General features: G+C 72.6%; 24 protein-coding genes and 1 riboswitch. Of the genes, 15 read left to right on the top strand and 9 right to left on the bottom strand.

Annotation, left to right across the window (positions count from 1 at the left end):
• Nucleotides 1–391 (top strand): PD-(D/E)XK nuclease family protein (locus VM324_02975; protein HVL98236.1); only part of this gene is annotated, 391 nt, incomplete at its 5' end.
• A 23-nt stretch (nt 392–414) separates the two neighbouring features.
• Here the strand turns inward: VM324_02975 and VM324_02970 are convergent.
• The 3 genes from VM324_02970 to VM324_02960 form a co-directional block, all read right to left on the bottom strand.
• Nucleotides 415–726: a type II toxin-antitoxin system PemK/MazF family toxin gene (locus tag VM324_02970; protein ID HVL98235.1), complete on the bottom strand. Its 312-nt coding sequence runs from the start codon at nt 724–726 to the stop codon at nt 415–417.
• Nucleotides 723–980, bottom strand: a complete 258-nt coding sequence (locus tag VM324_02965) for a ribbon-helix-helix domain-containing protein (GenBank protein ID HVL98234.1) — start codon at nt 978–980, stop codon at nt 723–725. Before VM324_02965 ends, VM324_02970 begins: the two co-directional genes overlap by 4 nt.
• 291 nt (nt 981–1,271) lie before the next feature.
• Complete coding sequence (locus VM324_02960; protein ID HVL98233.1) at nt 1,272–1,820, bottom strand: hypothetical protein; 549 nt, start codon at nt 1,818–1,820, stop codon at nt 1,272–1,274.
• A 468-nt stretch (nt 1,821–2,288) separates the two neighbouring features.
• On the opposite strand from VM324_02960, the gene VM324_02955 reads away from it, so the two are divergent.
• From VM324_02955 to VM324_02945, 3 genes are all read left to right on the top strand, one after another.
• On the top strand, nt 2,289–2,537 hold the full coding sequence (locus VM324_02955) for a hypothetical protein (GenBank protein HVL98232.1): 249 nt from the start codon (nt 2,289–2,291) through the stop codon (nt 2,535–2,537).
• Nucleotides 2,534–2,929: a type II toxin-antitoxin system VapC family toxin gene (locus VM324_02950; protein HVL98231.1), complete on the top strand. Its 396-nt coding sequence runs from the start codon at nt 2,534–2,536 to the stop codon at nt 2,927–2,929. Before VM324_02955 ends, VM324_02950 begins: the two co-directional genes overlap by 4 nt.
• A gap of 918 nt (nt 2,930–3,847) precedes the next feature.
• Nucleotides 3,848–4,411 (top strand): Uma2 family endonuclease, encoded by a 564-nt coding sequence (locus VM324_02945; GenBank protein ID HVL98230.1) that lies wholly within the window; start codon nt 3,848–3,850, stop codon nt 4,409–4,411.
• Between the two features lie 227 nt (nt 4,412–4,638).
• On the opposite strand, the gene VM324_02940 is transcribed toward VM324_02945, so the two are convergent.
• Nucleotides 4,639–4,899, bottom strand: a complete 261-nt coding sequence (locus VM324_02940; GenBank protein HVL98229.1) for a hypothetical protein — start codon at nt 4,897–4,899, stop codon at nt 4,639–4,641.
• Nucleotides 4,900–5,327: 428 nt separating this feature from the next.
• Here VM324_02940 and VM324_02935 point away from each other — a divergent pair, with 428 nt between their 5' ends.
• Complete coding sequence (locus VM324_02935) at nt 5,328–5,795, top strand: DIP1984 family protein (protein HVL98228.1); 468 nt, start codon at nt 5,328–5,330, stop codon at nt 5,793–5,795.
• Nucleotides 5,796–5,985: 190 nt separating this feature from the next.
• On the opposite strand, the gene VM324_02930 is transcribed toward VM324_02935, so the two are convergent.
• A complete protein-coding gene (locus VM324_02930; GenBank protein HVL98227.1) occupies nt 5,986–6,189 on the bottom strand; it encodes a hypothetical protein in 204 nt (67 codons plus the stop codon).
• Nucleotides 6,190–6,702: 513 nt separating this feature from the next.
• On the opposite strand from VM324_02930, the gene VM324_02925 reads away from it, so the two are divergent.
• Nucleotides 6,703–6,897 (top strand): hypothetical protein, encoded by a 195-nt coding sequence (locus VM324_02925; protein HVL98226.1) that lies wholly within the window; start codon nt 6,703–6,705, stop codon nt 6,895–6,897.
• Between the two features lie 37 nt (nt 6,898–6,934).
• Here VM324_02925 and VM324_02920 read toward each other — a convergent pair whose 3' ends face one another.
• Nucleotides 6,935–8,263, bottom strand: coding sequence for a hypothetical protein (locus tag VM324_02920; GenBank protein ID HVL98225.1), 1,329 nt, complete (start codon nt 8,261–8,263; stop codon nt 6,935–6,937).
• A 53-nt stretch (nt 8,264–8,316) separates the two neighbouring features.
• A riboswitch (SAM riboswitch) is annotated at nt 8,317–8,437 on the bottom strand.
• Between the two features lie 336 nt (nt 8,438–8,773).
• On the opposite strand from VM324_02920, the gene VM324_02915 reads away from it, so the two are divergent.
• From VM324_02915 to VM324_02900, 4 genes are all read left to right on the top strand, one after another.
• A complete protein-coding gene (locus VM324_02915) occupies nt 8,774–10,960 on the top strand; it encodes an AAA family ATPase (GenBank protein ID HVL98224.1) in 2,187 nt (728 codons plus the stop codon).
• A 74-nt stretch (nt 10,961–11,034) separates the two neighbouring features.
• The gene (locus VM324_02910) at nt 11,035–11,274 is read left to right on the top strand and encodes a hypothetical protein (GenBank protein HVL98223.1); all 240 of its coding nucleotides are present in this window, start codon (nt 11,035–11,037) and stop codon (nt 11,272–11,274) included.
• Between the two features lie 308 nt (nt 11,275–11,582).
• Nucleotides 11,583–11,861, top strand: coding sequence for a hypothetical protein (locus VM324_02905; GenBank protein ID HVL98222.1), 279 nt, complete (start codon nt 11,583–11,585; stop codon nt 11,859–11,861).
• A gap of 29 nt (nt 11,862–11,890) precedes the next feature.
• On the top strand, nt 11,891–13,666 hold the full coding sequence (locus VM324_02900) for a BTAD domain-containing putative transcriptional regulator (GenBank protein ID HVL98221.1): 1,776 nt from the start codon (nt 11,891–11,893) through the stop codon (nt 13,664–13,666).
• A 539-nt stretch (nt 13,667–14,205) separates the two neighbouring features.
• Here VM324_02900 and VM324_02895 read toward each other — a convergent pair.
• Both VM324_02895 and VM324_02890 read right to left on the bottom strand, forming a co-directional pair.
• Nucleotides 14,206–14,544 carry a type II toxin-antitoxin system PemK/MazF family toxin gene (locus VM324_02895; GenBank protein HVL98220.1) on the bottom strand — a complete coding sequence of 113 codons (339 nt, stop codon included), beginning with the start codon at nt 14,542–14,544 and terminating at the stop codon, nt 14,206–14,208.
• Between the two features lie 4 nt (nt 14,545–14,548).
• Nucleotides 14,549–14,746, bottom strand: a complete 198-nt coding sequence (locus tag VM324_02890; protein HVL98219.1) for a hypothetical protein — start codon at nt 14,744–14,746, stop codon at nt 14,549–14,551.
• 171 nt (nt 14,747–14,917) lie between these two features.
• Between VM324_02890 and VM324_02885 the strand changes: the two genes are divergently transcribed.
• Nucleotides 14,918–16,201 (top strand): GAF domain-containing SpoIIE family protein phosphatase, encoded by a 1,284-nt coding sequence (locus VM324_02885; protein HVL98218.1) that lies wholly within the window; start codon nt 14,918–14,920, stop codon nt 16,199–16,201.
• Nucleotides 16,202–16,424: 223 nt separating this feature from the next.
• Here VM324_02885 and VM324_02880 read toward each other — a convergent pair whose 3' ends face one another.
• Complete coding sequence (locus VM324_02880) at nt 16,425–17,324, bottom strand: HNH endonuclease (GenBank protein HVL98217.1); 900 nt, start codon at nt 17,322–17,324, stop codon at nt 16,425–16,427.
• 972 nt (nt 17,325–18,296) lie between these two features.
• On the opposite strand from VM324_02880, the gene VM324_02875 reads away from it, so the two are divergent.
• From VM324_02875 to VM324_02860, 4 genes are all read left to right on the top strand, one after another.
• Nucleotides 18,297–19,784: a hypothetical protein gene (locus tag VM324_02875; protein ID HVL98216.1), complete on the top strand. Its 1,488-nt coding sequence runs from the start codon at nt 18,297–18,299 to the stop codon at nt 19,782–19,784.
• A gap of 111 nt (nt 19,785–19,895) precedes the next feature.
• Nucleotides 19,896–20,165, top strand: a complete 270-nt coding sequence (locus VM324_02870; GenBank protein ID HVL98215.1) for a hypothetical protein — start codon at nt 19,896–19,898, stop codon at nt 20,163–20,165.
• Nucleotides 20,166–21,104, top strand: a complete 939-nt coding sequence (locus VM324_02865; GenBank protein ID HVL98214.1) for a PD-(D/E)XK nuclease family protein — start codon at nt 20,166–20,168, stop codon at nt 21,102–21,104.
• On the top strand, nt 21,101–23,689 hold the full coding sequence (locus VM324_02860; protein HVL98213.1) for a UvrD-helicase domain-containing protein: 2,589 nt from the start codon (nt 21,101–21,103) through the stop codon (nt 23,687–23,689). Before VM324_02865 ends, VM324_02860 begins: the two co-directional genes overlap by 4 nt.
• Nucleotides 23,690–23,765 lie beyond the last annotated feature (76 nt).

The following is a 23,765-nucleotide window of genomic DNA, read 5'->3' as shown; positions in this document are numbered from 1 at the left end:
CGCCCGCGCCGCGCTCGCCGCGCCGTCGGTGCGCGAGGCGCTGGGGTGCCCGCGTTGGCGGGAGACCTACGTCGCCGCCCCCGTCGGCGACCGCACGCTGGAGGGCTACATCGACCTGCTGTACCGCACCGAGGACGGCCTCGTGGTCGTGGACTACAAGACCGCCTCGTCCACCGCCGACCTCGACCGGCGCATGGCGACCTACCGCGCCCAGGGCGGCGCCTACGCCCTGGCCGTCGAGCTGGCGACCGGCGAACCCGTCGCCCGTGTGGTGTTCGTGTTCCTCACCCCCACCGGCGCCGTCGAGCTCGACCTCGACGATGCGGCGCAGGGCAAGCGCGAGGTGCTGGCAGCCCTGGCGCGCGCGCCGCAGACCACACCGAGCCCGTAGTGGTTGGGTATCGGTGCTGGCGGCTAACGCAGGCCGAGCGCGATGGCCAGGGCGCCGTCGAGCTCGTGCAGCTTGGCGGGTCCCAAGCGGCCGACCGGGCGCAACGTTGCCGTGGGCAGGGTGAACAGGTTGTCGCAGTTCGCTGCGCTTTCCTGGTTCAGTCCCTCGTCTTGGCCGACTTGCACCTCGGCGACGTGGCCTCGCACCCGGGTCGTGACGAGCACGCACACCACCGAGGTGAGCACCGGCAGCGCGGTGTCGCGGGTCACGACGACGACCGGGTGGCGGCCGACGTCGGGGATGTCGGCGATGCAGACATCGCCGCGGGCGATCACCGGTCGGGCTCGTTCGTGGTCACGCTGGCGGAGTAGGCGCCCAGTCGGGCGACGAGTTCGTCGTGTTCGGCGTCGGGTTCGGCGTAGGCGCGGCGGTACGAGGCGGCGATGGCGTCCTCGGAGTGGCGGGCGAGCCACTCCCGAACCGCTTCGGCGACCACTGCGGCCCGGGAGGGCCCCACGCCGGCGCGTACGGCCCGGTCGAGCGCGTCGACGGTGTCCTCGTCGAGTCTGGTGGTGATCGGCACGGTCATGCCATGAAGGCTACCATGCCGTATACAATACGTATACGTTGGCGTTCTGCCTTGTTCCCCTGGCCGAGCAGGCCTGCCTTTAGGAGGTGCTCGGCGTCGCGGCGCAGGGTGCGCTGGCGGGCATCCACCGCGTACCTCGTTTCCGGCCCGCGGGTCCGGATGCCCCAGAGAAGGAGCGGGCGACCGCGGCCGGCGAGGCCTGCAGTCGCAGGACCGGCGGTTGGTAGGGGTCGCTTCGCGCGCCTCCAGGCGCGCGCACCGCGTTCGGGAAACGCTCGCCCGGCCCGCAGCTCAGGCGATGCCCGCCCAGTCGGGGACGAGCGCGTCGATGACCTCCCGTGCCGGTTGGAGGCCAGCGTCGTCGAACGCGAGGACGACACTTGTGGCAAGCTCCCACGCCTCCTGATCCGGAGCGCCCCACCCGATGAGGGTATCGGGCCCGGCTTCCTGCCGCAGGCGGTACAGCCCTACCAGGAGGCCGAGACCAAGTTCGGTGGCGGCATCGGCGAACCCGCCGGCGGCTGTGCGGCGCAGGTCGTCGAGGAATGGCTCGAGCCGCTCCTCCAGCACTTCGGAGGCGGCCTCCGCCGCCTCGACGTAACCACGTCCGGGCTGTTTGCCGACTCGGTCGGCGATCGCGGTGAAGGGCACGGCGAGGAGGACGGCGACGAGCTCGTCGGCCACCGCGGCGCGTCTCACGCCGGTCAGGAGGTCGGCGGCCATGGCCTCGGCATCCTCGATGAGCTCGGGATGGCCGGCGAGCAGCTGCTCGAGCACGGTGGAGCGCTCTGCCTTGGACAGCGCATGGAGGGCGGGTGTCGCCTTGGGCGGTGGGGGCACGGTGCATCCCTTCACGGAACAGCGGTCACGGAGTATCCAACATCCGCGGTTCGAACAGGGCGGACTTGTCGCCTGGCAGCCGCAGGCGACCCGTTGGGTCGACATTTGTGCGCGGCGCGCGGGTGAGGTCCTCAAGAGCACCGACCGATCCCCGCGCGCAACCCGGGCGGCAGGGTGTCGTGAGGGTCCAACGCGGGCGTGAGTTGTGCGGGCCGGGGTTGCCCCGTGGGCGTCGGAGGTCGAAGCGGCCGGCCTCGGGGTTGCCCGTGCGGGTCGAGAACCACCCCGGCTGGTCACGGCGACGGTCGCCGGCTCGCCACAGCGGCCGGCGGCGCCCGGTCCTCGGCACCCTTCGGGCATCACCCGGGCGCGGGGCGGGCGAAGCCCGATGCGTTGACGCGGCATCCGTCAGGCGGCTCGCGCCCGCAACCGCGACGCGGCGTCGCCGAGGGGGGCAGCATCCGCACCGTGACCGTTGGCGTATCCGGCCGGGGTGTCATCCAGGCCGGCGAGCCGGAGGACGTCCACGCAGAACTACAGCGACGGGCCAAGCGGCGTGGGCAGTCGCTGCAGCAGTACCTGGCGACCGAGCTGAAGCGCCTCGCCGAGAAGCCCACGCTCGAGGACGTCCTGGAGCGCATCGAGCACCACCGCGGTGGTGAGGTCGGGCTCCAGCAGGCCGTCGATGACATCGCCGAGGAGCGGTCGCGTCGGTGATCGTGGTCGACGCGTCGATCTTGGCCAACGTGATCGGCGACGACAGCCTCGACGGTCAGCGGGCGCGGAACGAGGTCGGCACCGCCGGAGAGCTTGCCGCGCCGGATCTTGTGGACGTCGAGACCCTCGCCGTGCTGCGCAGGCGGTGGCTCGACGGCACGGTCTCCGACACGCGCTTCGCCGAGGCCATTGACGACCTCGAAGCCATCGAGCTGGCGCGTTACCCGACGCTTCCCCTGCTGAGGAGGAGCTGCGAGCTACGCGCCAACGTCACGGCATACGACGCTACCTACATCGCGCTCGCCGAGGTCTTGAGCTGCGACCTGCTGACCGGTGACGCTCGGCTCGCCCGCGCCCCTGGGCCTCGCTGCCGGGTACGCCTCCTGCAGTAACTGATGGCTGCCGCCGGGGCCCGCCGGCGTGGCAGCGTCGAGCCGCGGAAGCGTCCTACAGTCGAGCGTGTCCCGTCATCGGTCATGAACTCCTCGAGCTCTTCAAAGGTCCTGAAGGGCAGCGAGGCGCTGAACTCCCGGCACAAGGCGTCGAGCTGACCTGTGGCCAACCGGTATCCCGACACGCCGACCTCCACGACCGCGTTGGGCATGGCTGCTGGGCCGACCCCTGCTCCACAATGCTGCCACCGTTGGCTCTCACGCGCGATCTGGATCGACTGCGCCACAGCGCAACCGGCACCTCCCCGCACCGCCGCGGCCGTTGTGCCGCTGACCGTGTCGATGACCGCCTTCCACCCTCGACCTCCCCGTGGCGGTGTTCGACCGGGTCGACGCGCCGATCGTGCGGCCCTCGCCCTACGCCCCGCACCGCTTCGGGCTGCCTCCGGCCGACGTGCTGCCCCTATCTGCTCCTGACCGGCCGGCCGCTGGCGCTCAGCGAGCTCGCCGGCCGCCTGTGGTCGCTGGTGGAGGCCTCGTTCGACATCGCGACCTCGACGACGAGCAGTACGCCCGCCACCGTGACTACCTCGCCGGGGGCGTGCGTCACGTCTGCGGGGTCCTGGGCCGACCTCGCGGCCCTGGCGGTGGACGGGGTCGAGGTCGTCACCACCATCCACGGCTTGCAACGTCAGCAGGGCGGGCAGGTGCGGCTCACTCCGCTCGGTGCGGCGGGCGTCCGCCAACTGGTCGCGGCCTCACTGGCCTGGTCCATGTCCGTGGAGGGCAGGGGTCTTCACGACTGGGCCTCGGTGTCACACCGGTGGCGCATGCCGGCAGCCGAGCGGTTGCTCGGCGACGACCGCTGGGTCCACAGGCGGGGTTGCCGTCGGGTCCACGAACGGGCAGGTTGGTCCCATGGCCGTTGACGAGCTCGAGGGCGGCCCACGGATCCGCCCGCTGTACCGCCGGGAGTACGAGGCGCTGGCCGCCCAGGGCTTCTTCGCCGACGAGGACGTCGAGCTGCTCGACGGTCGCCTCGTCCTCGCCGCCGAAGAGGGCCCGTCCCACGCGGCCATCAACAGTCGCCTGACCCGCATCCTCGTCGAGGGTGTTCCGGCGACCGAGGGCGACGTCAGGGTCGGCTCGCCGCTGGCGATCAGTGACCTGTCGTTGCCCCACCCCGACTTCGCGGTCGTCGAGCCCACCGGCGGGTACCGCGTCGCCCACCCCACGACCGCGAGCCTGGTGATCGAGGTGGCCCACTCGAGCCGCCGCACCGACCTGGGCCTGAAGGCGGCGTTGTACGCCGCCGCCGGCCTTGCCGACTACTGGGTGGTCGACCTCGGGCGCGACGAGGTCGTGGTGCACCGTGAGCCGGCCGGCACGTCGTTCGCCTCGGTCACCCGCCACCGTGAGGGCGTGGTCCACGCGCTGCACCACACCGGCGTGGCCGTCGACGTCGCCCAGCTCCTGCGCTGAGGGCGCCGGCTGGGGCGAGGTCCACCGCCAGCGCACCGGCAACCCCCCCACCCCGGCGCGTACGGCCCGGTCGAGCGCGTCGACGGTGTCCTGCGGGGCCACGTGTACCTGCACCTGGCTGACGACTTGGGCTTCCGGGGCGTGCGCGCCGAGCAGGAGCCGGTCGCCGAGAGCGCGGGCCGGGAGGGCCGGTGAGCCGCGGGCTGCGCGCACCCCCGATCCTCCGCCTATACGCCCAGGTGCAGCTGCTCGACTGGGTCGACCGGGATTTCGGGTCGCTCGTCGAACAGCCGCTCCCAGACCGCAACCGGGCCGAAGCCCCGGCGCAGCGCCTCGACGGCGCCCTCCCATGTCCCTCCGCACCGCCTGGACGCCGCGGCCACCACTTCGCTCGCGACCGCAGCGGGCAGCGCCTGGCCGGTACAGCGGCTGCAACGGCCGCACGGGGCGGCGTGGGGATCGTCGAGCTGCTCGCCCAAGAACTGCATCAAGCACCCGTCGGTGGCAACTGCGAACAGCCGAATTTTGGCTCTTGACGGCGGTGCGCGGCTGTGCCAGGGTGTCCCCCGGCCGGCTCGCACGACGTGCGACCGGTTTTTCGTTTCCGGCCCGCCGGCCCGCAAGGATCAGCACCCTGATGTCGTATTCGCACTGCACGAAGCGGTTCCGCGCCGAGGCGTCGAGCAACCGCTGGAGCCTGTCGGCGGATGCCTGCGCCGGGGAGGAGCGTCTGTAGCGCCTCCCCCGCCGCAGCGCACGCCGGCCGCCCCCCGGGCGGCCTTCTTGTTGCCCATTTCCGCTGACCGTCGCTGTTCGGCCGGCGGCGTCCACGAGCCGGCCAGCCTGGACGCACCGGTCGGACGCGGCGGCCCGCGGAACATCCAGACGTCAAGATCGCGAGAGGAGGTGACACACGATGCTGCTTGCCGAGGCACTGCGTGAGCGGGCCGACGCCCAGCGCCAGCTCGCCGCGCTGCGTGACCGCGTCGCGGCCTCCGCCCGGTACACCGAGGGTGAGGAGGCGGCCGAGGACGCGTCCGCGCTGCTCGACGAGGCAGAGGCGCTTGTCGACCGGCTCGCCCAGCTGATCCTGCGCATCAACGAGACCAACCTGCAGGCGACCCTTGCCGACGGCCGGTCGCTGACCGCCGCACTGGCCGAGCGTGACGCGCTGCGGACCCGGTTCGGGCTGCTGAAGTCCGCTGCCGACGCGGCGGCCGGCGGCCGGGACGTCTTCCGGTTCGGTCGGCAGGAGCTGCGGACGTTCGCGGCGCTGGACGTGACGGCGCTGCGTCGTCGTGCCGACGACGTGGCCCGCCAGATCCGAGAGCTCGACCTCGCGGTCGAGCAGGTGAACTTCGACACCGAGCTCGCGGGAGCCTGAGACCGGCTCCGGGGCTTCGTTCCGCTGAGCGAGCGGCAGGTGGCTGGTTGGTAGCCGCCGGCCCGCGGTGTGGGGAGCGGACGCGAACTACTTGGGAATATCCAACCGACTGTGAATCGGACCCGACGGCGGGTGCTACTTCACCGTGCAGCCGTCACGGAGCATCCGTGCACCGGTCAGGGGGCATCGCTCAGCACCACGCGTCGACCGCACGCCGGCGGGCAGGCGGCGAGGGAGGGAAGGGGGACCTCGCCGCCTGCCGCTCGCTGCCCACCGGAAGGTGCGCGTGGGCAACCCGGCAGGCGAGTTGCCTGGCGAGCACGAGCTCCCACGCCGATCCCGAAGCCGCCCGCAGGTGGGGGTGGTCGAGGGTGGCGACCTGCGTTGCGCCCACGCTGTCTTCGGCGACGGCGCAGCAGGTAGTCGACGATGTCGGCCTCTGCAGCGCGTGCGAGGCGAACCGATCGCCGCAATCCGCCTGGCGTACCTGCAGTGCCCACCGGTGGATGTGACGCCCACGGTCACGGCGGCTGCTCACGTGACGACGGCCGTCTCATCCTCGGCGACGCGCCGGTCCCCTACGCCATACGTATGACACGCTGGCGACCGTGGTCCCTTCCTGCTGTCCCCGTTCGTCCTGGTCGAGCTCGACCACCTCGTGCAGCGGCGCTGGGTTTCGGTGCGAGCGCCTCGACCAGTCGGTCGGCGCGCTCCGCCCTGTGCAGGTGCAGTGCCATCTCTCTCCCGCGACTACAGACGCCCGAGTATGCCGCGGCGAGGTGGCCCGGACCTCCTCACTTTCTTCTTCGACCGCGCCGGCTGCGTCTGGGGTGGGAGGGCACGCACGAGATAGCGTTCGACCGGCAGCACAGCTACGCAACGATGCATACCGGCAGAAGGTCAGCGAATGCTCGGCGGGTGTCTCGCACTCGTGATCGCGTTCGTAGGACTCGCCGTGATGGCGGTGGCCATGTGGGAGTATCCGCCTGCTCTGCTCGTGCTGCTCATCCCGTTCTTCATCGGCCGTAGGGCGTGGCGCAACCACCTCGAATGGGTGGGACGAGCGCAGGCCGAGGTGCAGCACAGCAGCGCCAAGGGATGACGACGTCGCTTGATCGTGCCTGGCGAGCATTCGTCCCTCAGCGCGGTCGCAACACGAACCCGTGGTTCGGACCCGTGTCGCAGTCGGGATCCCAGCCCCCGGGCATGGCGATGCAGAAGCAGCGGTTGCCCAGTCGCAGCAGGTTCTTTCGCTCGTAGATGTGCGCCTGCGGTCCGAGGTCGGCGAGCGCCTCACGCAGCCGGGGCAGGTCGTGGTTGTGCCAGCGATGCCGCGCCTTGCCGAACCCGACGATCACCACGTCGGGCTCGATGAGCTCCACGACCGCGCAGGCGACCCCGTCGCCGTGGTCCTCGCGGGACTTGCGCGCCTGGATGTAGTGGACGCGGTGGCCCGGCCGATAGACGGAGCAGCGGGCTTCGGCTGCGACGGCCACCCACCGCCCGGTCACCGCTGGCCCGCCCGGGCCCAGACCTCCACCAGCCGAGGGCAGGTGCTCCATGCCCTCGATCCGCCGCACCTCGGCCTCCCGCCGTCCGAGCAGCGGCGGGCGGGGCCGCCCCACGGCCGCGTCGATCCGCTCGGCGGCGGTGACCGGCACGATGAGCTCGAAGGCCAGGTCGACCGCGCGGTGCACGGGGACGAGCACGTCACCCAACGCCCGCTGCGGCGCGGGTCCGTCCACGTCGACCCACAGCCGCCCGTCACCGTCCAGCCGCAAACTGTCCAGGCTGGTGAAGCCGACCTGGCCCATCCGCAGCTGCCCGATGCGCCGCATGCCCAGGGCCGGCCCGCGGCGCTGACCCAGCACCAGCCGGGCCCGCCGGCGGTCGACCAGCGCGGCGATGACCTCCTCTGGCGCCCAGGTCAGCTCAGTGCGCAGCAGCCCGGCCAGGTCGGCCAGGGAGTAGCCGGTCAGCGTCGCACCGTCGGTGTGGGCATCACAGCGGGTCACCACCCCCTGCATGCGCCGCAGCCCAACGGTCCGCTCGGCCCCGTACAGGCGGGCGGGGCCGTGCGCGACGACGTCCCCCGGCCGGCACCGCCGGCACCAGCGGATCACCCCGCCACCCATGACGCGCTGCTCGGCGGCGCGGGTCCACGACTGATCAATCCGCAAGGTGCCGGTCAGCTCGAGGTCCAACATCGCCGAGCCGGCCAGCTCGCCGATCGTCGGCTCGATCAGGTCCAGCAGCGAAACGGCGTCGTAGGCGCCGGTGAACCCGCAGTCGCACTCCGCGCCCGGGGCGGCGTGGGACTCACCGCGGCCGCACACCGCCCGGGCCTCGGCGAAGTGGGGCAGCCGGCCACCCCACGGCAGGAACAACCCGTCGCCGGCGGCAGGGTCGACGGCCAGCTCGGCGACGGTGGTGGCACGACGGCTGACGGCACGCTCGATGATGCTCATGGGGTCCCCTCAAGTTCGGTGAGGACCCCGTACCAGCTCATCGCCAGGGGTGATCCTCGCGTCTTGCCGTCCGCAGATGCGGATGGCCCGCTCTTTCCCTGGAGCACCCCGGACGCGAGTCGGCGGGGGAGCTGGAACGGCCGGCCAGGTACCGACAGCCGCTCTCTCTTGAGCTGGAATCCACCATAGCGGGACCCTGTGACGTGCATGCAGCATCAGCCCCGGGCGTGACGGCGCTTCCTCGTACAACTCGGTCGGATCTCCCGGCCGCGTACGACGCCGTACAGCACCCCCCGCTCGCCCGGCGTAGCGCTCGGTGACGTCGTCACGCTGGATCACGGTGTTCACGTCCATCGCCGTCAGGTCGAGCTTGTGCATCTTGCGGGGGGTGCAGCGCCCGGTGCAGGGCGGTTCGGCTACGGCCCCGGCGGCTGTCCCACCGGCAGCACTTCCCCACGTCACACGCACCTGGCACCATCCCTCCGGGGCGACCCGTGGGGGGTGACAAGGGTGGACGAGGCGCTACTGGGTGAGGTTCTCCGCCGGCTGGACGCCGACGAGGCGCTGGATGAGCAGGCGCGGCTGCTGGTGTTCGCCGCCTGCCAGGGCGACGCCGACCTCGCGACGGTGCTGCGCGACGAGCCGATCGCGCGTCCTGACGTCGTCGAGGCCGCCGAGCGGCCCGAGCCCGCCGGCGCCTTCCTGCGGTCGGTGACCGTGGAGGGGTTCCGTGGGGTGGGGCAGGCGCAGACGCTCGAGCTCACCCCGGGCCCGGGCTTCACCCTCGTGCTGGGCCGCAACGGGTCGGGCAAGTCGAGCTTCGCGGAGGGCTTGGAGCTCCTGCTGACGGGCCACAACCTGCGGTGGCGGGACCGGTCTCGGGCGTGGCGGGAGGGCTGGCGCAACCTGCACCACCGCACCGCCCGCGTCGCAGCAGAACTCGTCGAGGAGGGCGTGACCGGGTCGACCACCGTCGCCCGCAGCTGGTCGGCGGATGCCGATCTGGAGGACGCGGTCACCGCGGTGCAGCGCTACGGCCAACCCCGAGAGGACCTCGACGCGCTGGCCTGGGCCGAGCCGCTCACGGCCTACCGCCCGTTCCTGTCCTACAACGAGCTGGGCTCGATGCTCGACGAGGGTCCCTCCAAGCTGTACGACGCCCTGGAGGTCATCCTCGGCGTCGACGACCTCAACGCTGCGAGCGAACGACTCCGGCAGGCCCGCCTGGAACGCGAACGTCTGGTCAAGCAGGCCAGGGACGCGGCCAAGGACCTGCAGGACAAGCTGGCCGGCTCCGACGACCCGCGCGCCGGGGCCGCAGCCGAGGCGCTGAGCGGCCGGTCCTGGCAGCTCGACGCCGTCGAGCGCCTCGTCGTCGATGGTGGTGGCGAGGCTGCGGCCGGGGAGCTCGCGCTGCTGGGGGCTCTGGCGAGCCTGCACGCGCCTGACCTGGCCCGCGCCGAGTCCGTGGCCAACGGCCTTCGCCAGGCCGCCAGGCGCCTGGCCGCGGTGGCCGGCACGGACGCCGCCGACGCCGAACGCCTCGCCGGCCTGCTCGAGCGTGCACTGGAGCTGCACGACCACCGGGGCGACGGCGACTGCCCGGTCTGCGGCCGCCAGGGCGCGCTGGATGCCGCTTGGCATGCCGACACGCTCGCCGAGGCGGCGCGGCTGCGGGCCGCGGCCGGCGAGGCGACGCAGGCCCAAACCGCTGTCGAGCGCGCGCTGCGCCGGGCTGAGGAGCTCATCGATCTGCCCCCGCCGGTGCTGCAGGAGGCGCTGCATCTGGGTGTGGAGACCGGCAGCACCGCCCGCGACTGGCAGCACTGGTGGGACGGGTGGGAGCACCGCGAGGGTCCCGGTCAGCTGGCCGACCACATCGAGTCGAGCCTTCCCGCCCTGCACGACTCGCTGCAGCAGGTGCGCACGCTGGCAGCCGGGGAGCTGGAACGCCGCCAGGAGGCGTGGCGGCCGCTGGCCCGTGAGCTGGCCGCATGGCTTCCCCGCGCGCTGGACGCGGAGGCCGGCGCCGAGCAGCTCACTGGCCTTAAGGCCGCCGAGGCCTGGCTGAAGGACACCACCGCGGTCGTGCGTGACGCGCGGTTCGGGCCCATCGCCGACGCGTGCGCGGCCCACTGGCAGACCCTGCGCCAGCACAGCAACGTCGAGCTCGGCAAGGTCGTGCTCGAGGGCGGCGGGCCCCGCCGGCGCGTGGCGCTGGACGTGACCGTGGACGGGGTGCCCGGCGCGGCGCTTGGGGTCATGAGCCAGGGCGAGCTGCACGCGCTCGCGCTGAGCCTGTTCCTGCCGCGCGCGACGCTGCCCGAAAGCCCCTTCCGGTTCCTCGTGGTCGACGACCCCGTCCAGTCGATGGACCCTGCCCGCATCGACGGCCTCGCCTGCGTCCTCGCCCGCGTCGCCCAGCGTCGGCAGGTGGTGGTGTTCACCCACGACGAGCGGCTCGCCGACGCGGTACGTCGCCTCGACCTGCCCGCCCGCGTGCTGGAGGTCACCCGGCGGGCCGAATCCGTCGTGGAGATCCGCGAGGTGGACGACCCCGTGTCCCGCCTGCTCGGCGACGCGCGGGTGCTGGCCAGCACCGACGACCTCGGCGAGGGTGTGGCCAACCGGGTCGTGCCGGGCTTTTGCCGCGCGGCGTTGGAGGCGGCTGGCTGCTCGCCCAGGCACGCGACCTGATCGATCGCGCTGATCCGGCGACCGCCGGGCGGTGGCCGCGCGCCACGGCGCTGCTGGCCCGCCAGGCCCTGGAGGTGCGCCTCGACGAGGTGTGCGGCGCGCGCGACGGCGCCCTCGGTGACTGCACGAGCACGCGGGCGCAGCTGCTGTGTCTGCGCAGGCTGCACGACCGGGACCTCGCCATCGCCGTCGAGCACGCGTGGGGCCGGCTCAGCCAGGCCTGCCACGTGCACGCCTACGAGCTGCCCCCCACCGCCGACGAGCTGCGCGGCTGGTGCGAGACCGTCGCACAGTTCGTGGAGGCTCCGCCATGACCGACGAGGGGAGCGATTGAGTTTTCGTAGCACGACGAGCCCGGCTCTGACGCCGACACGCCGACCGGCGCTGGTTTGCTCGTGCGACCCCCGTTGAAGGTTGCCGCGGTCCGACAACTGTCAGGCGCACCGTCGCAGAAGCGGACCCTGACCGCCGTGCTCGACACCGTGCAGAGACCGCTGGCGGTCGCGAGCTTGTTCACCCCGGTTCCTGCAGGGGTCGGATGCGGGACATCTCGCGCTGCGAGCCGTACCACGGCCCGTCACACGGTGCAGGGCCACGGTGCTGCCACACAGGAGGTAGCGCCATGACAGCAGTGACCGTTCAAGCCCCACCGCCCGAGACGTCCCTTCGCCCCGTGGGCGGTGGCATCGGCGACTTCTTCGCCATCGCCGCCGAGATCGCCGAACTGGCGGACACCCCCGACGCGCGGCGCGCGGTGGCTGCGATCACCGCCACGATCACGGAACGAACAGGCCACCGCGACCTGGCCCCCGACCGCCGCGACGTGCCGTTGGCGGTGCGCCAGCGGGAGTTCGCAGTCGCGGCCCGACGCCTGGACCTTCCCGCCGGGCCCAGGGCCTGAGACACTGGCCAGGTCACCAAGGAGCCGACATGGGATGGGTTGTCCGGCTGCTCGGCACCCCCAGGCTCGAGCACGAGGGCGTCGAGGTCGCGGGACCGCGGGGCAACAAGGCCTGGGCGCTGCTGGCCTACCTCGTGCTGAGCGACGGCCCGGTCCGGCGCGACCGCATCGCGGCGTTGCTGTTCCCCGACGTCGCCGACCCCGCCGGTGCCGTGCGCTGGAACCTGTCCCAGCTGCGCAAGGCCATCGCCGGGCTGCAGCTCGACGACGACCCCTTGCGACTGTCCATTCCTGACGACGTCGCGGTGGACGTCGGGCGACTGATCGACGGTGACATGCCCGCCGCCGAGGTCACGACCGGCGAGCTCCTGGCAGGCATGCGCTTCGACGGCGCGCCGGCATTCGAGCTGTGGGTCTCGTCGGAGCGGCGCCGAGTCCAGGGCATGGCGACCGCGCTCCTGCGCGAGGCGGCGCTGGACGCGCTGAACGGTCGGCCTTCCACCGCTGCGGTGTTCGCCGAGCGGGTCGTGGTGTCAGACCCGTACGACGAGAACGCCCACGTCCTGCTCGTGCGGTGCCTGAGAGCTGCGGGTCGAGTCTCCGAGGCGGAGGCGCAGGTGGCCACGTCGACCGAGCTCCTCCGGCGAGAGCTGGGTACCGAACCTTCGGCCGCTCTGCGCAGGGCCGCGCAGCTGCCCGCTGCGGGAGAGGCGACCAGCGCCGGGCGCGCGGCAGTCCAGGCGCAGCTGCAAGCCGGTGAGGCGGCCGTGTCCGCGGGGGCCACTGACGCAGGTGTCGATGCGTTGCGACGTGCCGTGCTGGGGGCGCGCGGCAGCGGCGACCGCCAGCTGCTCGTGAGGTCGCTGGTGGCGCTCGGCGGGGCGCTCATCCACGCTGCCCGCGGCAGCGACCAGGACGCGCTGCCGGCACTGCACGAGGCCGCCTCTGTCGCGCACGAGATCGGGGCGCGTTCGCTGCTCGGCACCGCCCAGCGCGAGATCGGTTGGGTCAACCTGCTGCGCGGCCGCTACGAACGCGGCCGCGTCTGGTTGGACCGCGCCCGCGACACCGCACCCGGCGATGTTGCCAGCTGCGCGTGGGTCGACGCGGCCGCCGGAGCTCTGGAAACCGACGTCGCGGACTACGAGACCGCGTTCGCACGCCTGGACAGCGCCATCGCCGCGGCCGACGCGGCCAACGAGCCTCGCGCCTGGGCCTTCGCCTCGGCGATGCGCGGACGTGCCCACCTGCTTCGCCGCGAACTGGAGGCCGCCGTCGAGCACTCCGCCGCCGCCATAGACCGAGCCCAGGCGACCGGGTGGACGTCATTCGTGCCGTTCCCATCCAGCATCATCGCCGAGGCGCACCTGTTGGGCGGCGACGTGGCCACGGCAGGCGACATGTTCGACCACGCGTTCGCCCTCGGCTGCCAGATCCAGGACCCATGCTGGGAAAGCCTGGCGGCTCGCGGCATGGGGCTCGTCGCCGCTGAACGCGGCGACACCTCACGGGCGTTCGAGCTCCTCGCCGACGCGCCGCAGCGGTGCGCCCGCCTCCCGGACTCGTACCTGTGGGTGCAGGCGTACGCCCTGGACGCCCTCGCCCAACTGGCCGTCCGCGATGGGCATCCTCGCGCCGAGCAATGGGTGGACGAGTTGGACCGGCTGGCCTCCTCGCACGGCATGCGAGAGTTGCGGGTCAGCGTCGCCCGCCACTGGGCAGCACTGGGAGAGGAGGGAGCGGCCGAGACCGCCGTCGCCCTCGCCAAGTCGATCGACAATCCCGCTCTCCTTACGCGGACGTGACCGCATGACCCCAGCCAGACGCAGTGGCGTCGCGGTCCGACCGATTGCCCGCCGAGGTGGCGCTGCCGGCAGTGACGTACGCCGTCGTGCAGATGGTCACTCCACCCCTTGTCGCCAACCGGCTCGCCCACCGGGCTCGGCCTGTGCGCCGGGCTGGTCCTGACGCCCTCGCCGATGCGGTCTTGCCCCAGCACTGGACAAGCGTGAAGTCGTCCCCCATCTCGCCGGATCAACGAGTTCCGTTCCGACTTCCTGGCGCAGGCGCGCCAGCTCGTCTGCAGGGACGGTCTGCAGGAGCCGGGGTTCGAGCGACGCGCTGAACTGCAACCGGGAGCGCAGGTAGGGGTAACGCCGGCGGTAGGTCGCCGCCGCGATCTGCGGACGCGTCCAGAACCGGTCGGCGCTCGAGCCCTGCGCCGACCGCACCGCCTGCAGCGCTCGGGGGCGTCGATGACGGGTCCGCCGGGCGGCGATCCGCTCGAGGAGAGCATCGACCAGAGCCGCGCGCTGTTCAGCCGTCTGCGGTCCGAGCTCGCGCCTCAGCACCTCGGCCACGTGGCGGGCAAGCTCCGGACACCCGGTCGGCCGTGGGGGATCCGGGCCAGCGCCACGCCCCCGACGTTGCCGAGCGTGCCCACCAGCCGCTCGGTGGCCACGGCGCGGATGTGCTGACACTGGGCGGCCGAGTCGACCTCGAGTCCGTTGTCAGGGTCGGCGGTGACGGTCACCTCGGAGTCATACCCGCGCAGGGTTGCGGTCAGAGGGACCACCTGGACGACCCGCGGCTGGTGCATGAGGACGCGTTGGGCCGTGACGATGACCGCGGGGCGCGCCAGGCCGGCTTCCGATCCGGCTGGAACGCCGAGTTCAAGGCGCACCACGTCACCCGAGGTCAGCATCGAGCCAGTCGACGTCGTCGCTGGAGGTCGACTGTGTGAGGTCACGGCCCATCTGGTCTTGTCGGAGCACACGGACAGCCTGGGCGACCGTTTCTGCAACGGTGCTGTTGCGCTGTCGAGCGAGCCGCTTGAGCTCGTCGTGGGTGGTCCGGTCGACGCGGACGGTTGTGGTGCCGCTCATGCGGGTCATTCTACAGCTTGGTAGATCCTATGGTCTACAAGGGGCGCTCCGGCTGGCTGGCGGCGTCGCCCAGCCGCGATACCCAGGGCGAATAGCCGACGAATGCGTCTGTCCAGCGCACCGGTGAGAACCAACGTACTCTCGTTCTAGTTTTCGGGCGAAGGAGCCAGCATGGCCGCGGTCCCAGCCTTGCCGCCCCAGGAGCGGGAACGCCTGGAGGCTGTGCGTCGCTACGCGGTCCTCGACACCCCTCCAGACGGGGCGTTCGATCGTCTTGCAGCGCTGGCGGCGCGCTTCTTCGACGTGCCGATTGCCACGGTCTCGATCGTCGACCACGACCGCATCTGGTTCAAGGCGGCTCACGGCCTCGACGTGGGGCAGATCGACCGCGACCCCGGCCTGTGCGCCTCGGCGATCCTGCAGCAGGATCCCTACATCCTGACCGACGCCGCCCGTGATCCCCGCTCGATGGACAACCCGTTGGTGCGCGGCGCGCTGCGGGTGCGGTTCTACGCCGCGGCCCCGATCAGAACCCACGACGGTCACAACCTCGGCACGATCAACGTGATCGGGGGTCAGCCCCGCGAGGTCACCGAGGCCGAGATCGCCACCCTGCAAGACCTCGCCGACATCGCCGTCGACGAGCTGGAGCTGCGCTTGACCGCTCGCCGCACGGTGGCGCTCGAGCGCGCCCGCCGCGCCAGAGGCGAGTACCTCGTCGACCTCCTCCAGACCTGGCTACTGCCACAGCGCATCCCCCCTATCCCGGGCCTGGAGGTGGCCACCCATTACGCACCGGCATCCTCCGAGCTGCAGATCGGGGGAGACTTCTATGACGTCTTCGACCTCGACGACGGTCGGTTCGCCCTGGCTCTGGGCGACGTGTGCGGCAAGGGCCCTCACGCCGCGGCCGCGACCGGGGAGCTCCGACACATGCTGCGGGCGTTGGCGCGCGTCGAAACCCGCCCGAGCAAGGTCCTTGCCCGCCTCAACGAGATTCTGGTCCGAGAGGGACTCAAGGCCCACGGCCAAGACGGTTTGTCCGAGCGGTTCTGCACCGTGTGCTTTGCCTCCGTGGACACCACCACCACGCCCATCCAGGTGGTCATCGCCAATGCGGGCCACCCGCTGTCACTTCTGCGCCGCGCCGACGGCCGGGTGGAGCAGCGGGGCAGAGCTGGGGACCTCGTCGGCCCGTTCGCCGACTTCGAAGCCGGCGAGGAAACCACGCGCCTCGAGGCCCGCGACATGCTGCTGCTGTATACCGACGGAGCAGTCGAGCAGCGCGGTCAGTCCATCGAGGTCGGCGAACGGGCACTGCGCCGCGCCCTGGAGGCCGCACCAGCGACCAGCGCACACGCCGCCCTCGCGCACGTTCGCCACGCGGTCGAGGAAGCGCATGAGGTGTTGGACGACGACGTCGCGCTGGTGCTTGCCCGCGCCGTTGCCCGCTGACGCTCGCCAAGCAGCCGTGCGCTCGGGACCCGCGACCCGTGCCCTCCGGTGCGCGAGGCAGACGGGGACCGGTGCGCCATGGCATGGGGATGCCGGCGAGCACCTCCCGGTAGGTGCGCTGGGACTGCGACTGATTTGCACAGGACCGTGAAGGGCCGTCGGCCGTCGGACGCCGTCGGCGGCTCGCTTGCTGGTCGCCGAGCCGCCGTGGCCGGGCGCCCGTTCATCCAGCAGCGCGGAAACGGGCGTAGCGTTCCGCGAGGAAGGCCGGGTCGGGCTGCAGCAGCTGCTGGCGCGGCACGTCGAGGCGATGCCCTTCGAGTTCCTGCAGCCCGTACCGCAGCATGGGGCCGTCGATCTCGGCGAGGATGTCGCTGCGGACCTCAACGGTCAAACCGTCGGGCCGGACGCCGACGATCTGGTGATCGAACGCCGCGTGGTGCAACTTGCACAGCGCAATGCCGTTGGATACGGCGGTCGTGCTGCGCTCGTCGGTGTCGTCGAGGATGTGCGCAGCGTCAAGCAGTTCAGTGTGACGTAGCCGGCACATCGCACAAGCGCTCCGGTAGGCGGCGAGGACGCGTTCGCGGAAGACCCGCTGGTGCAGTCGCTGGCGCACCGGTTGGACCGTGTAGCCGCGGGCCGGGTCCTCCCCCGCTAGGACGGCGTCGGCGCCGGCGGTCGTGGCGTCCAGTGAGACGGTGAACGTCAAGGCCGCCGAGTCGTCAGCGACGACGTGTACCGGCCAGGTTGCCAGGTACTGCCCCGGCACCACCCCGAGGAAGTACACCAGCGGAGTGCTCTTCTGCATGGCCCAGCGGAGCCCTGCGTTGTCCCGATGCTGAGGATCGGTGCCGCGGTAGGCGTAGCGCAACCTGTCCCCCTCGGCGCGGTCGGGGTAGGGTGGCTCCTTGCCTGGCACAGGCGGCGCGGTCGTGATGGACAGCGGCAGCTTGAACTGGCTTGGCTTGAAGATGCCCTGCGGTCCGAGCAGACGGATCTGCCGACCCTCGAAAGCAACCCCTTCCTGCAGCGCCTGGCGAGGAAGAACCTCGCCGTGGCGCTCAACGAGTGCGGCCAGGTGATCGAACACCGCCAGGCGTGCCCGCTCCTCCCAGTCCATGGACCCCGGTCTACCGGATAGGCGGTTCGGAGGAAAGGGTCACGGCGCAGCCCGGCCCTCCACGGTGGAACGGGCTCGTAGGCGGCGCAGTCGCGTCGCCGAGGTCGAGCCTGGTGTGCGCGTGCTGGCCTTGCTCGCGCCGGTCACCGTCGAGCCGAGTCGCCCGATTGTCCTCCGCTACGACGCGGCGGCCGTGCAGGCGAGGGCGGCGGGGAGCGCCGGACCCTAGAACCCGGGCAACCAGGGTGAGCCGCCAGGGTGAGGAAGCCGCCGACTCTGTTTAGGCGGCACCAGGGGGATCCAGGCGCGCCCGGTTGATGACGGTCCTCTCATCGACCGGCGCTCCCATCGACCAGTACTGCCAGCCGTCGATCACCAGATAAGAGCCCTTGACTGCCTTGCTCTTCTTGGCAAACCAGCTGAGCTGGGCGCGCAGTGCCGCCAGTCCACGCCAACCGACGGCGTTGTCGGCCTCGCCGTGCTGGCCTCCGCCGGTGCTTGCGCTTCAGCGTCGGCCGAGATCGCGACGGCGACTTCCGCAGCGATCGCGCGGACCTTCACAGCCCCCACGTACCGTAGATTCCCGTGGCTGACATCTCGCTGCACTCGACACGCTACGGCCGGCCGGCCGGCCGCCGAGCTGCTGCGCGAGCGCGTCGCGGCGGCCAAGGCCGACGATCCGCTGCAGCCGGTGACCGTGGTGGTGCCGACGAACTACGTGGGCGTGTCGATCCGCCGGCTGCTGGCCAGCGGCGAGCTCGGCGCGGTCACCGCGCAAGGCGCCGGCGTCGCCGGGCTCAACCTGCTCACCGTGTACCGGTTGGCCGAGCTGCTGGGCGCCCCGCGCCTGGCCGCGCAGGGACGCCGACCGGTGTCGACCCCCGTTGTCGCCGCCGCGGTCCGCACCGTGCTCACCGACGCGCCGGGGATCTTCGCCGAGGTCCGCGAGCACCCTCCACCGAGGAGGCGCTCGTGCACGCCTACCGGGAGCTGTCCGAGCTGCGGGAGACCAGCCTTGACACGCTGGCGGCCACCGGCATCCGCGCCAGCGAGGTGGTGCGCGTGCGCCGCGCCGCACGCGTCCTCCTCGCCGGCGCCTGGTTCGAAGAGGCCGACCTCATGGGTGCGGCAACCGAGGCGCTGCGTGCCGGCTCGACGGTGCTCGACGACCTCGGCACGGTCGTCGTGTACCTGCCCCAGGACCTTTCGCTGTCGGCTGCGGCGCTGCTCGGCGAGGTCGCCGGCCGCGCGCCGGTGGAGGTGATCGCGGGGCGCACCGGCGTGGCCGCGGCGGACGCCGACATCGACCGTGTCCTCGTCCGCCTCGGCCTGCACCCGCCGCCCCCCATCCACGAACCGCCCCCGACACCCACGGCCGTCGTCTCGGTCTCCGACCCCGAAGAGGAGGCCCGCTCCGCCGTCGAACGGGTCGTCGCCGCCGCCCGCGACGGCGTCGCCCTGGAGCGCATGGCGGTGCTCTACCCGACGGTGGAGCCCTACGCGCGCCTGGTCGCCGAGCAGCTCGACGCCGCCGGCGTGGCGTTCAACGGCCGGGCGGTGCGCCCGCTGGCGGACCGGATGCTCGGCCGCTGGCTGCTGGACCTGCTGGCGCTGGCCGACGCCGACTATGCGCGGCCGAGCGTCATGGGGCTGATCGCGCAGGCCCCGGTGCGCGACACCGACGGGCGGTGGGTGACCGCCGGGCCGTGGGAGCGCATCAGCCGCCAGGCCGGCATCGTCCGCGGCCGGGACCAATGGGCGGACAAGCTCGCGTGGTTCGCCGCGGACCTGCGCCAGCGCGCCGACGTCGAGGAGGCCGCCGACGAGCCACGGACGTGGCTGATCGAGCGCAACCGCCGCGACGCCGACCGTGCGGACGGGCTCCGCGCGTTCGTCGACGAGCTGTGCGACCGGTTGACTGCTGCGCAACGCCTGTCGACGTGGCGCGAGCTCGCCGAATGGTGCCAGGCCACCGTCCGGCGCTACCTGGGGGGTGACCAGGCCCGGGGGCGCTGGCCCGAGGTCGAGCGCGCCGCCGCGGACAAGGTCGAGGGGGCGCTTGACCGGCTGGCCGGCCTGGACGCGGTCGAGCAGGCCACCGACCTCGACGTGTTTCACCGCACGCTGCGCCTCGAGCTCGACGCCGACCTCGGAAGGGTCGGTGCGTTCGGCCGGGGGGTGCTCGCAGGGACGGTGTCGGCGGCGCTCGGCGTCGACCTCGACCTGGTCGTCGTGCTGGGCCTGGCCGAGGGGGTGCTGCCGACCCGTGCGCGGGAGGACTCGTTGCTGCCCGACGCCGAGCGTCCCGCCGTCGGCGACGAGCTGCGGTTGCGCACCGCGCACATCGGCGTGGAGCACCGCCACATGCTCGCCGCGCTGTCCGCCGGCCGCAGCCACCGGGTGCTCGTCTACCCGCGCGGTGACCTGCGGCGCAGCATCGAACGGGCGCCGTCGCGCTGACTGCTCGACGCCGCAGCGGCGCTCGCAACCGGGATCCCCGCCGGACGGTCGCTGCCGTCGACCGCCGGCTGGCTCACCACCGTCGCGTCGTTCGCCCAGCGGGTGCGCACCGTGGGGTTCCCCGCGACCCGCCAGGAGTACGGCCTGCGGGCGCTGGCTGACGTCGGCGTCCGCCGCGAGCTGCCCGCCCACCCGCTGGTCGCCGGCGACGCGGGCCTGGCCGCAGGCGTGGACCTCGCGCTGACCAGGGGCCGGCGGGCCTTCACCCGCTTCGACGGCAACCTCGCCGCCCTCGGCGCCGAGATCACCTCGCCCGCCGATCCCGACCGGGTAGTGTCGGCCTCGCAGCTCGAGACGTGGCTCGCCTGCCCGCACGCCTAGCTGCTGCAGTACGTCCTGCGGGTGCAGCCGGTCGAGTACCCCGAGGAGCTGCTCGAGATCGACCCCATGGAGAAGGGGTCGCTGATCCACGACGTGCTCGAACGCTGGCTCGACGAGCAGCTCGCCGCCGGCCCGCCCCCGCCGGCCCAGCCGTGGCCGCCGGAGGCCCGCGCGCGCATGCGCGAGCTCGCCGAGCAGGCGTGCGACGCCGCGGAGCAGCGCGGCGTGACCGGCTACGCGCTGCTGTGGCGCCGCGACCGCCCGCGCATCGTTGCCGACCTCGAACGCTTCGTCGACGCCGACGACACCCGCCGCCGCGAGCTCGGCCTCGTGCCGCTGGCCGCCGAGTGGGCATTCGGCATCCCCGGCCAGCCCGCCCCCGCCGTGGCCATCGACCTCGGCGACGGCCGCTCGGTGCGGGTGCGGGGGCGCATCGACCGCCTCGACCGCTGCGCCGACGGGAGCCTGGTCGTGGCCGACTACAAGACTGGCAGCACCTACTCCTACCGAGGTCTCGGCGAGGACAACCCCCTCGGCGACGGCGACAAGCTCCAGCTGGCGATCTACGGCCTGGCGGTGCGCGACACGCAGCAGGCCGCGGGCGTGCGCAGCGAGTACTGGTTCACCTCCACGCGGGGCGAGTTCAAGCGCATCGGCTACCCGCTCACCGACGCGGTCGTGGCCAGCTTGCAGCGTGCGCTCACCGTCGCCGCCGACGGCATCGCCGCGGGCCGCTTCCCGATGCGCCCGCCCGAGCCCGGCTGGTCCATGTTCACCGAGTGCCGCTTCTGCGACCCCGACGACCTCGGCACCGCCGAGCGCTACCGCGACTGGGAGCGCGTCCGGCTCGCCGCCGAGCTGCGCGACTACGTCGCCTACATGGAACCGGCCGTGCTCACCGCCGACGCCGACCCCGACACCCCGATGGCAACGTCATGACGCCGGCGCTGTCCGACCAGGCGGCCCGCGCCCGCATCGCCACCGCGCTCGACGAGACGTTGTTCGTCGAGGCCGGCGCCGGGTCGGGCAAGACCCGCTCACTCGTCGAGCGGGTCGTCGCGCTCGTGCACGACGGCACCGAGATGCGCCACATCGCCGCGATCACCTTCACCGAGAAGGCCGCCGCCGAGCTGCGTGACCGCATCCGCCGCACCCTGGAGGAACAACGCGACGCCGCCGCCGACGGCACGCCGGCACGCGCCCGTCTGCAGACGGCGCTGGACCAGGTCGACGCGGCCGCCATCAGCACGCTGCACGCCTTCGCCCAGCGCATCCTTTCGGAGAACCCCATCGAGGCGGGCCTGCCGCCGAACGTGGCGGTGCTCGACGAGGTCGCCTCCGACATCGAGTTCGAGGATCGCTGGCGCAGCTTCCGCGACGCGCTGCTCGCCGAACCCGCCCTGCGGCGCTGTCTGCTGCTGGCCTTCGCCGCGGACGTCCGCCTGGTCGACATCCGCCATCTCGCCGCGCAGTTCGAGGCCAACTGGGACCTCGTCGCCGACCCACGGCGGATCCCCTGGGGGGCGAGCGAACCGCCCGCGGTGGTCACCGACGAGCTCGTCGAGGGCATCGAGGCGCTGCTCGCCCGCCGCGACGAGTGCGCCGACAGCGACGACCTGCTCTGCGCCTACCTCACCGACCAGGTCGCGCCCTACCTCGAGCAGCTGCGCGCGGCGCCCGACGAGTTCGAGGCCCTGCGCCTGCTCAAGCAGGGTAAGCCGACCCTCAAGTTCGGCCATGGCAGGAAGGGCAACTGGCTCGACAAGGCCTCGATCGCCGCGGGCCTGACCGCGCTCGGCGAGGCCCGCCAACAGCTCGCCGACAGCGTCGCGCTGGCCTGCCTGCGCCGCATCGCCGTGGAGGTCGCGGGGTTCACCCTCGAGGCGGCGGCGCGCCGGCGCACCGGCGGGCGCCTGGCGTTCCACGACCTGCTCGTGCTCGCCCGCGACGTGCTGCGCGGCCCCCACGGCGTCACGGTGCGCGACCGGCTGCGCGGGCGCTACCAGCGCCTGCTGCTCGACGAGTTCCAGGACACCGACCCCATCCAGATCGACCTCGCGGTGCTGATCGCCTCCGCCGACCCCGACGCGGCCGCCAAGGCCTGGCCCGACATCGCTGTGGAGGCCGGGCGGCTGTTCTTCGTCGGTGACCCCAAGCAGTCCATCTACCGTTTCCGCCGCGCCGACATCGACCTGTTCCTGGCGGCCCGGGGCGTGTTCGGCGACCCGGTCGCGCTCACGACGAACTTCCGGGCCAGCCCTGCCGTGATCGGCTGGGTCAACCACGTGTTCGGCCAGCTGATCGAGCCCTCGACGGGCTCGCAGCCGGCCTACCAGCCGCTGGACGCCGCCCCGGCGCGCACCGATTCGCCGGTCGGACCGCCCGTCGCCGTGTTGGGTGCAGCCGTGCACACCGACCCCGACCTCAGGGCCGACGGGCTGCGCGAGCACGAGGCCGCCGACGTGGCGGGCGCGGTCGTGGCGGCGCTGGGCTGGCAGGTCAGCGAGCGCGGCCCCGACGGCACCGAACGCTGGCGCGACGCCACCCTCGGCGACATCACGATCCTGCTGCCGGCGCGCACGTCGCTGGCCGAGCTCGAGCAGGCGCTGGACGCCCGGGGCATCCCCTACCGCGCCGAGGCCAGCTCACTGGTGTACGCCACCCGCGAGGTGCGCGAGCTCATGGCGACCCTGCGGGCGGTCGCTGACCCCACCGACCAGCTCGCGCTGGTCACCGCGCTGCGCTCGCCGGTGTTCGGCTGCGGTGACGACGACCTGTTCACCTACAAGGTGCGCCACGGCGGGGCGTGGCACCTGCTCGCCGACCCGCCCGAGGGTCTCGACCCGGCGCATCCCGTCGGTGCGGCCATGCGCTACCTCAAGGGCCTGCACGCCGAGCTCGCGTGGCTGGCCCCCGCCGAGCTGGCCGACCGCGTCGCCCGCGACCGGCGGCTGTTCGAGCTCGGCTACGCCGCGGGGCGCCCGCGCGAGGTGTGGCGGCGCCTGCGCTTCGTGATCGACCAGGCGCGGGCGTGGAGCGAGGCCGAGGGCGGCACCCTGCGCGAGTACCTGGAGTGGGCGCGCCTGCAGGCCTCGGAGAGCGCCCGCGTGGCCGAGACGATCCTGCCCGAGACCGACGACGACTCCGTGCGGATCATGACCATCCACGCTGCCAAGGGCCTGCAGTTTGCGATCACGATCGTGTCGGGCATGACCACCGCCTCCCGCGGTCACCGATCACGCGTCGAGGTCGCGTTCCCCCCCCGACGCGCCGGTGGCCCTCAAGGTCGGCACCGGTCTGGTCACCCCGGAGTTCGAGGCGTTCAAGCCGATCGACGAGCAGATGGACTTCCACGAGCGGCTGCGCCTGCTCTACGTCGCGTGCACCCGCGCCAAGGATCACCTGGTCGTATCGCTGCACCGCAAGCAGCGCAAGAAGCCACCGGACGAGCGGCGCAACTGCACCAACGCCGAGCTCGTCGCCGGGGCGTGCGAGGGCCTCGACCTGCCCGAGGCCGCCATTGACGTCGACCTGCCCGGCCGGCCCGCGCCTCCCGCGGTGGTCGAGCCGCCGCCCGACCTCGCCGCCTGGGAGGCTGAA

It is taken from the genome of Egibacteraceae bacterium, from assembly GCA_035540635.1.
In the GTDB taxonomy this organism is placed as follows: domain Bacteria; phylum Actinomycetota; class Nitriliruptoria; order Euzebyales; family Egibacteraceae; genus DATLGH01.
Note: the sequence above shows the minus strand (reverse complement) of the source record. Positions and strands in the feature narration are given on the sequence as shown.

Excerpts from the sequence above, each read along its gene's own strand:
- VM324_02965 (HVL98234.1), bottom strand. The coding sequence starts at position 980 with ATGACCGTGCCGATCACCACCAGACTCGACGAGGACACCGTCGACGCG.
- VM324_02945 (HVL98230.1), top strand. The coding sequence starts at position 3,848 with ATGGCCGTTGACGAGCTCGAGGGCGGCCCACGGATCCGCCCGCTGTAC.
- VM324_02940 (HVL98229.1), bottom strand. The coding sequence starts at position 4,899 with ATGCAGTTCTTGGGCGAGCAGCTCGACGATCCCCACGCCGCCCCGTGC.
- VM324_02935 (HVL98228.1), top strand. The coding sequence starts at position 5,328 with ATGCTGCTTGCCGAGGCACTGCGTGAGCGGGCCGACGCCCAGCGCCAG.
- VM324_02925 (HVL98226.1), top strand. The coding sequence starts at position 6,703 with ATGCTCGGCGGGTGTCTCGCACTCGTGATCGCGTTCGTAGGACTCGCC.
- VM324_02920 (HVL98225.1), bottom strand. The coding sequence starts at position 8,263 with ATGAGCATCATCGAGCGTGCCGTCAGCCGTCGTGCCACCACCGTCGCC.
- VM324_02905 (HVL98222.1), top strand. The coding sequence starts at position 11,583 with ATGACAGCAGTGACCGTTCAAGCCCCACCGCCCGAGACGTCCCTTCGC.
- VM324_02900 (HVL98221.1), top strand. The coding sequence starts at position 11,891 with ATGGGATGGGTTGTCCGGCTGCTCGGCACCCCCAGGCTCGAGCACGAG.
- VM324_02890 (HVL98219.1), bottom strand. The coding sequence starts at position 14,746 with ATGAGCGGCACCACAACCGTCCGCGTCGACCGGACCACCCACGACGAG.
- VM324_02885 (HVL98218.1), top strand. The coding sequence starts at position 14,918 with ATGGCCGCGGTCCCAGCCTTGCCGCCCCAGGAGCGGGAACGCCTGGAG.
- VM324_02880 (HVL98217.1), bottom strand. The coding sequence starts at position 17,324 with ATGGACTGGGAGGAGCGGGCACGCCTGGCGGTGTTCGATCACCTGGCC.
- VM324_02860 (HVL98213.1), top strand. The coding sequence starts at position 21,101 with ATGACGCCGGCGCTGTCCGACCAGGCGGCCCGCGCCCGCATCGCCACC.